At 67.6% G+C, this 9,378-nt stretch carries 9 protein-coding genes; 4 read left to right on the top strand and 5 right to left on the bottom strand.

The genetic code is table 11. The features are described 5' to 3' along the window. Positions 1-324: 324 nt before the first annotated feature. From ABZ806_RS37270 to ABZ806_RS37285, 4 genes are all read left to right on the top strand, one after another. The gene (locus tag ABZ806_RS37270; protein ID WP_500222973.1) at positions 325-738 is read left to right on the top strand and encodes a hypothetical protein; all 414 of its coding nucleotides are present in this window, start codon (positions 325-327) and stop codon (positions 736-738) included. A 665-nt stretch (positions 739-1,403) separates the two neighbouring features. Next, positions 1,404-2,723, top strand: coding sequence for an NAD-binding protein (locus ABZ806_RS37275; protein ID WP_500222975.1), 1,320 nt, complete (start codon positions 1,404-1,406; stop codon positions 2,721-2,723). 398 nt (positions 2,724-3,121) lie between these two features. Beyond that, a complete protein-coding gene (locus ABZ806_RS37280) occupies positions 3,122-4,639 on the top strand; it encodes a chloride channel protein (protein ID WP_500222978.1) in 1,518 nt (505 codons plus the stop codon). A 129-nt stretch (positions 4,640-4,768) separates the two neighbouring features. After that, positions 4,769-5,515 carry a hypothetical protein gene (locus tag ABZ806_RS37285; protein ID WP_500222980.1) on the top strand — a complete coding sequence of 249 codons (747 nt, stop codon included), beginning with the start codon at positions 4,769-4,771 and terminating at the stop codon, positions 5,513-5,515. Positions 5,516-6,311: 796 nt separating this feature from the next. On the opposite strand, the gene ABZ806_RS37290 is transcribed toward ABZ806_RS37285, so the two are convergent. The 5 genes from ABZ806_RS37290 to ABZ806_RS37310 form a co-directional block, all read right to left on the bottom strand. Next, complete coding sequence (locus tag ABZ806_RS37290; RefSeq protein WP_500222982.1) at positions 6,312-6,662, bottom strand: VOC family protein; 351 nt, start codon at positions 6,660-6,662, stop codon at positions 6,312-6,314. A gap of 35 nt (positions 6,663-6,697) precedes the next feature. Further along, on the bottom strand, positions 6,698-7,117 hold the full coding sequence (locus ABZ806_RS37295) for a GNAT family N-acetyltransferase (protein WP_500222985.1): 420 nt from the start codon (positions 7,115-7,117) through the stop codon (positions 6,698-6,700). Between the two features lie 104 nt (positions 7,118-7,221). Continuing rightward, a complete protein-coding gene (locus tag ABZ806_RS37300) occupies positions 7,222-7,614 on the bottom strand; it encodes a RidA family protein (RefSeq protein ID WP_500222990.1) in 393 nt (130 codons plus the stop codon). Then, positions 7,611-7,811: a hypothetical protein gene (locus ABZ806_RS37305; protein ID WP_500222993.1), complete on the bottom strand. Its 201-nt coding sequence runs from the start codon at positions 7,809-7,811 to the stop codon at positions 7,611-7,613. The genes ABZ806_RS37300 and ABZ806_RS37305 overlap by 4 nt, the downstream gene beginning before the upstream one ends. A gap of 30 nt (positions 7,812-7,841) precedes the next feature. Further along, positions 7,842-9,020: an epoxide hydrolase family protein gene (locus ABZ806_RS37310; RefSeq protein ID WP_500222995.1), complete on the bottom strand. Its 1,179-nt coding sequence runs from the start codon at positions 9,018-9,020 to the stop codon at positions 7,842-7,844. Positions 9,021-9,378: the final 358 nt, after the last annotated feature.

Here is a 9,378-nt window from a genome sequence, read left to right on the forward strand (position 1 = left end):
GGAGAATGCGAAGCGGCGCCCGCCGGACCCGGGGAACGTGTTCTGAGCATGATCCGGAGTCCGGTGGGCGCCGCGGTCCGCGGGCCTGATGAGGTGTCAGGCGTTCTTGGCGGCGGTGAGGCGGGCGGCGACGTCGTTCCGGTTCACCAGGTCCCACAGGCACGGTGTCCGAGATCCCTGCCGGGGGCGGTCACCGTCGGGTCGACCTCGTCGCCTTCTTGGACGACGAACGGCCAGGCGGCGCGGTTGGAGTTGCGCCTTTCCGCTCGGCCCGGACGGTCATCACTACGACAGAAGCGATACTCATCGAGCGAAGGAAGAGTCATGCGTCCTCGCAAAATCCTCGCGGCCGTGGCATGCGCAGGGATGGTCTCTGCCGGACTCGTCGCCACCGCAAGCGCGGCCAGCGCATCTGGGCCCTGCGGAAGCGGCTACTACCTCATCAGGTCCTACCCCATCAAGACGAGCGGCGGGACCCGAAAGGGAACTCTCGAGGTCTTCTGGAACTCCGGAACGCGGAAAAACTGCGTCCTCACCTACGGGTACGGATCATGGGCCAACACCAAGAACTTCAAAATTGCGGGAATTGCACTCCACGGGGAGAGTTTCAAGTCAGATCGCGGGGATTACACGTACTATGCCGGCCCGGTGTATCAGTATGCGCCGCATCAATGCATTGACGTCGTTGGATATGTCGACGATGCCATTGCCGCACTGGGGCCCTTGGCCTGCAACTGAGACTGCCAACTTCCGGAGATGGCGGAATCGGTATTCGGCGGTTATGGCGTCCCAGACATGAAGATTCCCTCCGGCCTGGGAGGATGGGAGTTCCTACGCTTCCATGCACCCGGGTCGAGAGGGCTCGTCGTAAGTGCGAGTTCGGGATCGGATGGGAGCTCGATCGCGAACCACCGCCCCGCCTCTGCGCTTTGCCTGGGGACGCAGAGGCGGGGCGCCCGCATCGGGCTCTTTGCGGCTGGTCCGTGCGACCGCGTGTACCCTCAAAACAGTTCCCGGAGACGGCAGCCCTCGAATGTCGCACTGGCAGTCGTGAAGCTCGCGCCCGCGTTCACAGTCGGACAGCGTGCCAGCCAGATCGACGCCCGTGCTCCGGACGCGCTGGCCTGGCGGTGGTTCCGCTCTCCCGGCTTCCTATGTGGTTACTCGCGACCGCCTGGGCACACGGTCGTTGGCACCGGACCGCGCTGCCCCCCCGGGATTCCGGCGCGGCGCGGGTGTTCCGACCGCTTCAGAGCCTTTCAGCTTCTCCCCCACCCCCCGCCGGTCAGCGGCGTTGGGCAGGGACGTTCTGCACAAGAGGAGGAAAGGCCGACGGCGCCATCAGAGACTTCAGGGTGCGAGAAGGGGATGCCGAGTTCTTCCTGGCGCGCACGGTAGGGGGCATGAGAGCAACGCGACGCGTCCTGGTGATCGGCGACATCGAGATAGCCCGGCTCGCATGCACGTCACTCACCCGGCACGGCAGCGACGTCACCCATCTGCTCCGGCCCAACGAGGACGCGCTGCGAGACACGCTGGACGACGATATGCACGTGGTCGCCGTCCTTGTCCGCAGCGACGTCACCGCCCTGAGGTACGCGCTCCTGGTCGAACATCTGCGCCCCCGCATCCGCCTCGTGGTCATGCTCTTCGACCGGACCGTCGCCGCCCAGCTGCTGAGGACCGTCCCCAACTGCCAGGTGACCTCCCCGGCCGACATCGCGGTGCCCGCGATCATTGGAGCCTGCCTCGGCCGGCCGGTCCTCGCCGTCGACGTCCGCAGTTCGCCCGCGGCGGTCTTCGTCGAGACCGCCGACGGTGTCACCTCCGAAGCCTGGCGTCCCGATCGCCTGCCGCGCCGGTTCCTGCACGCGGTCACCCGCCAACTCCGTCCCCATGATGTGACCAGCAGGATCCTGCTCACCGGCCTCGCGGGACTGGCCGCCACCCTCCTCCTGGAATGGTCGCTGGCCGTCGTCGTACTGCACCGGCCGGCCGCCGAGGCGTTCTACTCCGCGGCCCGTGTCGTCGCCACGGTCGGCCCTGGGGAGTCCCATCCCGCGCCCGGGTGGTTCCTCGTCCTGTCTGGTATCGGGATGCTGCTGACCATCGGGTTCAGCGCCCAGTTCACCGCGGGGATCGTGAACCGTTTCCTTTCCGGGCGCAGTGTCGACATCGTCGGCCCGCGGACCCTTCCCACCCGCGACCATGTCGTCGTCGTGGGACTGGGCCAGGTCAGCCTCCGGCTGTGCATGGCGTTGCGGCACCTGCGCATCCCGGTGCTGGCGATCGAACGTGACCCCCAGGCCGCCAACCTGCGGCTCGCCAGGGCGGCAGGGATCCCGGTGCTGATCGCACACGCCGAGGACCGGGACGTGCTGCGGCGGCTCAACCTGCATCGGGCTCGGGCGTTCGCCGCCATGGGCGCCGACGACCTGGACAACGTCGAAGCCGCCATCGCGGCCCTCGCGCTGGTGCCGGACCTGCGTGTGGTGCTGCGCGCGGGCGATCACGCCGTCATCAACGAGACCAGGTCGCTCTTCCCGATCGGCGATGTCTGCGACATCCCGGCGATGACGGTCCGGGCGGTGACTGAGGGGGTGAACGGGGCGTCGGTGCATTCCCTCCACCCGAGCCGCGAGGACCTGGGCGATGAGCCCGTAACGAGTACGGACGGCGATCGGGTCTCCAGGTGCGCCTGCCCACTGCCGTCCCCGGCGTAGGGTCCGCGACACTCGCGTCGGATCGAATCACGATCGACCAGTCGACGACCTGCTGGGTCAAGTACCGGCGATTCGAGAGACCCTCTGTGCGACGACCAACCGGTTCGCGCGGTCGCTGGCCAGTTCCCGGAGTTCGCCTGCCTGACGGCTCGCGCGGTGCTGAACCCCCGGCCTTGGCGACGAGGCAGTCGGCGGTCGCTCCTCGGGGATGTTCGCCGCGCCATACCGGCGCAGGCTCGCACGCTGACCGCCAGCCACTGCTCGCCGCGTGCCGAGCCGTCACCTGGAACGATCCCGCGGCCACCGCCGGCGCGATCGACGCCCAGTTCGAGCACTCTTCACATGAAGATCATCGGTGGTAGTTGTTTCTGAAAGGGACGTTCGGACGGTCATTAATCATGGCCTCCGAAGCAAAAGCAGACGGCGATCTGCCCCCCGAGCCCTCGATGTCGGCGCCGCCGGACGCCGTCACCGGCATGGAGGACCTGAAGGGGGCGCTCGGCCTCGACCGATCCCTTGCTGCACGGGGCCGGCGGCGGACTCCTCTTCGGGATTGGCCCTACCTGCTCAGATGGCTGCCGGCCGGGGCCGCGATCGGGATGGTGGCCGGCCTCGGAGCGCTTGCCCTCCACGGGTTGCTCTCGCTGGTCACCTACGCTGCGCTCGGCCTGCTGGGAGGCTTTTTCCCGGCGACGGTCGCCGCCAGCGGGCGTTCCTCGCCCGCAACCGAGATCGGCATACCGTGGGCCGTGCCACTGCTGGTCGCGGGCGGCGCGGTGCTCGCTGCCCTGCTGGGCCGTTGGCTGGCACCGGACGCGGGCGGATTCGGCGCCGACGCGGCGATCAAAGCGATCCATCACGAGCCGCGTGCCATGAAAGGCCGGAACGCAGTCGTGACGGTGGTCATCTCGGCCCTGACGCTGGGAACGGGGGGTTCCGGCGGGACCGAGGGCCCGATCACACTGACCTCCGCGGCCTTCGGGATGGTGTCGGCTCGTGTCCTTCGCCTCAGCGACGCCGACGCCCGCGTCGCGGCCACGGCAGGCGTGGCCGCCGGGATCGGCGCGATCTTTCAGGCGCCGCTCGGAGGTGTGCTCCTCGGCGTCGAACTGCTCTACCGCCGGGATATAGCGCCCGAAATGCTGATCCCCTCGTTGATCGCGACGGCCGTGGCGTACGCGGAGTTCGCCGCTGTCTGCGGTTTCGGCCCGATGTTCGGGGATCAGCTGGCCGGAGTCGTCGATCTCGCTCATCTGCCGCTCTTCCTGGGACTCGGTCTGCTCGCGGGGCTGGTCGCCCGTTGCTACTGCTGGAATCTCCATCGCGCCAAAGCGTTCTTTGACGCCCGCCGGGAGATTCCCTGGCCGGTCAAGCCCGCTGTCGGCGGCCTGGCAGTTGGTGCGCTCGGACTGCTCCTGCCCGGCGTTCTCGGCACCAGTTACGGCGTTGCGCAGTCCGACATGGACGCCGAATGGCTGCTCGGCACCCCCGTGTGGGTGTTGCTGGCACTGCCGTTCGCGAAGGTCGTGGGAACCTCGCTGACCGTCGGGTCAGGCGGCCCCGCCGGTGTCTTCGGACCCGCGATGGTCATCGGCGCGGCAACGGGCGCCGTGTGCTGGAGGCTCATGGAGATGTCCGGATTCCCGGTCCCGGGACCCGTGCCTTTCGTCGTCGCCGGAATGGCGGCCTGCGTCGGCGCCGCGGCCCGCGTACCGCTAGCTGCGGTGATCATGGCCACCGAGGCGACCGGTGCCGTCGACCACCTGATCCCGACGGCGATCGCGGTGACCGCCGCCACCGCGATCATGGGAGACAGGACGTTATACCCGAGCCAGCCGATGAAGCGCTCGCAACCGCGCTGCGGGCGTGCCTGTACGACCCGGCCACCGGCCGGTTCGCCTCCCGCGACCAGTTGAACCCGCCGGCGAGCACGCCGTACTGGGAGGTCGTCCAAGAGACGGCCCGCGCCCACCACACCGGAGCGGAACCCCTGCGCGGCCCGGCCCGTCTGATTTCGGCGTCACGAGCACATTGGGGGAACCAGAATGAGAGTCCGCGCGGTGCTGCTCCGGCGGAGCCGACTCCCGTGGGTGATCATCGCGGCCCTGGCCGTCGTCGCGGGGACGGCGGTGCTCCTGGTGGCGGTCCTCGACGAGCCCGCCCATCCCCACTACTGCAGTTGCAAGCCGCCGCCGGACACCAGCGCGGTCAAGGAGGTGCCCCGCGAGTGGCAGCACGCGGCGGCGCACCGCGATGCCCAGGCGGCGTGGCGGCTGCTCACCCCCGAGGCGCGGCGATCGTACGGGTCGCCGGGTCGCCTTGCCGCGGCGCTGGCCCGCATCACCCCGGACCCGCGCGGCCCCGCCGAGTGGCGGCTCGTCGGCACGGTCACGCAGGGCCGCGGCACGCCCAGCGCGTTCCTGTACCTGCTGGTCGAGAAGCGGACGCTGCGCCCCGCCGGGGCCGTCGTCGTCCACTCGATGGCGGCCGGCGGCCCCGACGGGCGCGTCGATCCGGCGCCCGCCGCGACCGTCCGCATTCTCGAGCCGGCGGCGCACGCAAAGCTCGGCGACCGTCCGCCGATGCGCGCCGCGACCGCCGACCCGCCGGCGTACGTCGCGGTGCAGGCCGGCCGACTGACGCCCGGCGCCACCGGCGCGATCCGCGGCCCCGACGGCCGCGACGAGCCGTTCGGCGAGCCGCTGCGGCCCGGGCCGACCCTGATCGTCGCGGTCCAGAGCGACGGGAACGGGCGGTTCGCCTACGGGACCGTCAAGGTCACCATCGGCTGACGTCCGCGTCCGGCCTGACCTGGTGGTCCTCCTTCAGTTCATCGGCGTCGCGATGCTCGGTGCCGAGCGGATCTTCGGCGAAGATAGCGCGCATTCTCGACGCGTGAGTGGCCCTATCCCGGGCATGGGAGGTCGGCAGCTGCAGCCGCTGGACACTGAAGCCGTCTTGACCGTGCCCCCGCGACACGTTGAGTGAAGGAAGGCAGCATCGGGCGGAAGGGGCGCTGAGGCCGGGCGGCCGTCGCCGGGTTACCGTGTTAACGGGACCGGGACCGTGTTCGACCTTCGCCAGCGGTAGCGATTGAAGCGCCGTCCGTGCGGTCGCCTGAGGACGGCGCTGGTCAGTGCAGTGGCCGTCCTTCCGGCGCAACGAAAGACGCTCGATAAGCGGGAACCCACGCGTATGGTCGTAACGCTTCCGGTCTATGCTCGACCAGAACTCATTTGCTTCTTCGCTGAACGCACGAGCCTCTTGCCCGAGAGTCGCTCAGTAGTCAGATGCGACACTGAGCGTCCGGTCCTCCGTCACACATCACTGCCGAGACTTCAAAGTAGTCGAATTCAGGGGCGCGGTAACCTGGGCCGGGCACTCAGTTGTAGTAGTTGTAACTGACTTCCTGATCCAGCTCAACTCGGGCGACATCAGGATCGTTCTGGCTGGCAGAGCGCAACGAGTCCAGGTTAACGATGCCCTAGATCGACTCCCCAGCTCGCATTGCGCGAGAATATCGTCTGATGCTGATCAGCGTTGGTCCACTGGAGTCGATCATCGACGAGCGCAGACTTGCTGGTCTTCTCACGACGGCTCCTGCACGAGGCAGACGAGGTGCCCATCGGGATCACGCACCATGGCCATTCGCTCGCCCCACGGCTGGTCTGCGGGCAGATCGACCACCGTACCCTGGGCGCTGTCCCACGCGTTGCAGACGCGGTCCAGATCTCCGACGGCGAAGCTGAGCGCCACAGCGCGATCGCTGGGCTCGGTGTCACGTTCGTGCAGACCAAGCTGTACGCCGCCGCCCGCAGTGAGCGTGGCAAAGCCTGGTCGTGTCTCTACCAGTTCAAGGCGGAGGAGGTCCGCGTAGAAGGCAAGGCTTTCGTGGAGGTTCCGCACGGAGACGACGACGCGGTTGAGACGGGACGGCATGGGCTCCCCTGGGCGAGTTGACGGCTAGCCTGGGGCTAGCAGGGCTTACTGAAGTGATGCGCGATGATCGCCATGCGTTCGCGGACGTAGAAGCGATGGGCGTCATGGCGTTGTACGCCGGAGTCAAGCTCGATCAGTCGACAACCCAGATCGCGGCCACGTTGGGCCAGGGCGGCGAGCAGGCTTGCGCCGTGACCCCGCGACCGATCAGCGGCTGCGGTAGCCAGGTCGTCCACGTAGAGCTTGCGGATCGAGCTGGTGTTGGCGACCACCCGCCAGCCTGCCACGGCGACACACCGGTCGTGCTCAAAGAGAGCAGTGAACCTCAGCCCCTGTCGACTTCCTTCGTCGAGCACCTGCGAAAGCAACTCACTGGTCATATGGGGCCGGAGCTCTTGCAGCACAGGCAGCGCGGCGCCCCAGCCCGGGTCATCAGGCTTCAAATCAACGAGCATTCCATCCTCCTTGAGCATCAACGAGCCGCACGGCGCCGATGGCCGACTACTGTCAGTGCCATACGGCGTGGCGCCAACCACATCGACATGATCTGTCGGGCCGCTCAGGCGATCACCGCGTCGAGCTCAACTTCAAGAAGCCAGCGCGCGTCGAGCAGGCCGGGGAGAACGACCATGGTCGAGGCCGGCCGGACGTCGCCGAATAGCCTGCCGTGCACCGCGGATGCGGCCTGCTGGTGGGATCGGTCGGTGATGAACTGGCGTGTCCGGACCACGTGACGCGGCTCCCCGCCAGCCTCGGCCAAGGCGGCGAGCGCGATCTCCCAGCATCGTTCCGCCTGAGCCACCGGGTCTGGATCGACATGACCGTCGGGCCAGACCGGAGCCGTGCCCGAGACGAAGACCTGGTCGCCCACGCGCACTGCCCTGCTGAAACCGATCGACGGTTCGTACGGCGAGCCTGAGCTCACGTTCTGCCGGTCCTTCGGCGGCGTCACGGGGCTCCCCTCTCGCCTGCCCGATCAGGGAATCGCCCCGCGCTCCGCTCGTGTGAGATATGGCCGGCGCCCCCGGCGATCCCGATGGCCGTGCCGATCGCGATGCCGAAGCCAAGGTCCAGACCGGGGACAATCAAGGCCAGCGCCGCACCGGCGACGACACACACGGCGATCCACAGATAGATAAGATTGCTCATTTCTCGTCTCCCTCGTCGGTATCGAGCCGATCAGCCGACCGGATCCACGGCGAAGAATGCCCTAAGGTCGGTGACGAGGTCTTCGGGCACCTCCATGGCTGCGAAGTGGCCACCGCGCGGGAAGTTCGACCAACGCACGATCCTGGCGTTGTCGCGCTCCGCGAAGGCACGGATCGTCTGGAAATCATCTTTGAAGACGGCGACCCCGATTCGCCCCGTGCTGACCACCGGCTCTGCGCCAGACTGCTGCTCCTCGTAGTGGTAGCGGGCAGCGGTGGCGTAGGTATTGGTCAGCCAGTAAAGACTCACCTGAGCGAGAATCTGTTCGGGCGCGACCAAGCTGGTGCCGTTGCCGAAGCTCTCGAACAGCTCGCTGTAGGCCAACACGCCGACCGGGGAGTCGGCGAGCGCGGCCCCGATCGTTTGGGGTCTGCTCCCGTTCATCTGGTTGTAGCCCCCGACGCTCTGGAACCACTGCATATGGCCGAGCGCGGCATATTCCGCTTCGCCGAAGCCGTCCATCTCACCGGGAGCACCGGTGGGGAAGGAGAAGAGGTGCAGGACGTGTGCGCCGAGGAATCCGGCCGGATCGATCACGGCGAGCTCTCGAGCGATCATCGCACCGCCGTCACTGCCGTGGATACCATAGGAGTCGTAGCCGAGTCGGCGCATCAGCACGTCATACGTGGCGGCGACGCGGGCCATGGTCCAGGCGCCCCCCACCAGCGGCGTGGAGAAACCGAAGCCGGGCATTGACGGGACGATCACATGGAAGGCATCCTCCGCGCGGCCGCCGTGCGTGACCGGGTCGACGAGCGGCCCGATCATGTTCAGATAGTCCAGTACGGAACCGGGGTAGGTGTGTGCCAGGAGCAACGGCCGAGCGCTGTCCACTTCGGATCGGACATGGATGAAGTGAACGGGTTGCCCCTCGATCTCGGTCACGAAATTTGGGTAGGCATTAATCTGCGTCTCGACCTGACGCCAGTCGAAGTCCTGCCAGCGTGCGACCATGTCGCGCAGATACGACACCGGCGTGCCGTACTTCCACGAATCCTCCGGCGCTTCCGGCGCGTAACGGGTCCGCGCCAGGCGGTCTCGCAGATCGTCGATATCCGCCTGCGGGATCGCAACATGGAACGGACGGACGGCCTCGTTCCCGGGGGTGGTGGTGCTGGTCTCGGGGTCGGTAGTCGTGCGGACGGTCATGGTCGTCCTCCTATCTTGTTGGGGCTTGCAGGGTGACTCTATAAGTGATTCAGGAATACTCCGTTCCGGTATTCACGCGCGGTGATCGAGATGTCTGTCGGCCTATTGAGGCTGCTGCAGCCGCTGCAGGCGTGCACGCAGGATGGGGGCCGGTTCGCTCCGTTCACCGACCCCGTCGCCAAGACTCGAGCTCGCACCGTCGGAATCGGCGCGCTCAGCCCGGGCTCGTGGGGAACCTGCACACTGTCGCCGAACGGTTATCGCCTAATACTCCAGTTGTAGATCGCGATCTTGCTGGTCGGGGCTGGTCCGGGAACGGGTGCGGCCACCGGTGATCATCGGTGTGTGAAGACAGAAG

Source organism: Spirillospora sp. NPDC047418, assembly GCF_040643275.1.
Taxonomy (GTDB): Bacteria; Actinomycetota; Actinomycetes; order Streptosporangiales; family Streptosporangiaceae; genus Spirillospora.

What these genes read in the sequence shown, in the direction of transcription:
- ABZ806_RS37270 (WP_500222973.1), top strand. Translation starts at nt 325, where the DNA reads ATGCGTCCTCGCAAAATCCTCGCGGCCGTGGCATGCGCAGGGATGGTC.
- ABZ806_RS37275 (WP_500222975.1), top strand. Translation starts at nt 1,404, where the DNA reads ATGAGAGCAACGCGACGCGTCCTGGTGATCGGCGACATCGAGATAGCC.
- ABZ806_RS37280 (WP_500222978.1), top strand. Translation starts at nt 3,122, where the DNA reads ATGGCCTCCGAAGCAAAAGCAGACGGCGATCTGCCCCCCGAGCCCTCG.
- ABZ806_RS37285 (WP_500222980.1), top strand. Translation starts at nt 4,769, where the DNA reads ATGAGAGTCCGCGCGGTGCTGCTCCGGCGGAGCCGACTCCCGTGGGTG.
- ABZ806_RS37290 (WP_500222982.1), bottom strand. Translation starts at nt 6,662, where the DNA reads ATGCCGTCCCGTCTCAACCGCGTCGTCGTCTCCGTGCGGAACCTCCAC.
- ABZ806_RS37295 (WP_500222985.1), bottom strand. Translation starts at nt 7,117, where the DNA reads ATGCTCGTTGATTTGAAGCCTGATGACCCGGGCTGGGGCGCCGCGCTG.
- ABZ806_RS37305 (WP_500222993.1), bottom strand. Translation starts at nt 7,811, where the DNA reads ATGAGCAATCTTATCTATCTGTGGATCGCCGTGTGTGTCGTCGCCGGT.
- ABZ806_RS37310 (WP_500222995.1), bottom strand. Translation starts at nt 9,020, where the DNA reads ATGACCGTCCGCACGACTACCGACCCCGAGACCAGCACCACCACCCCC.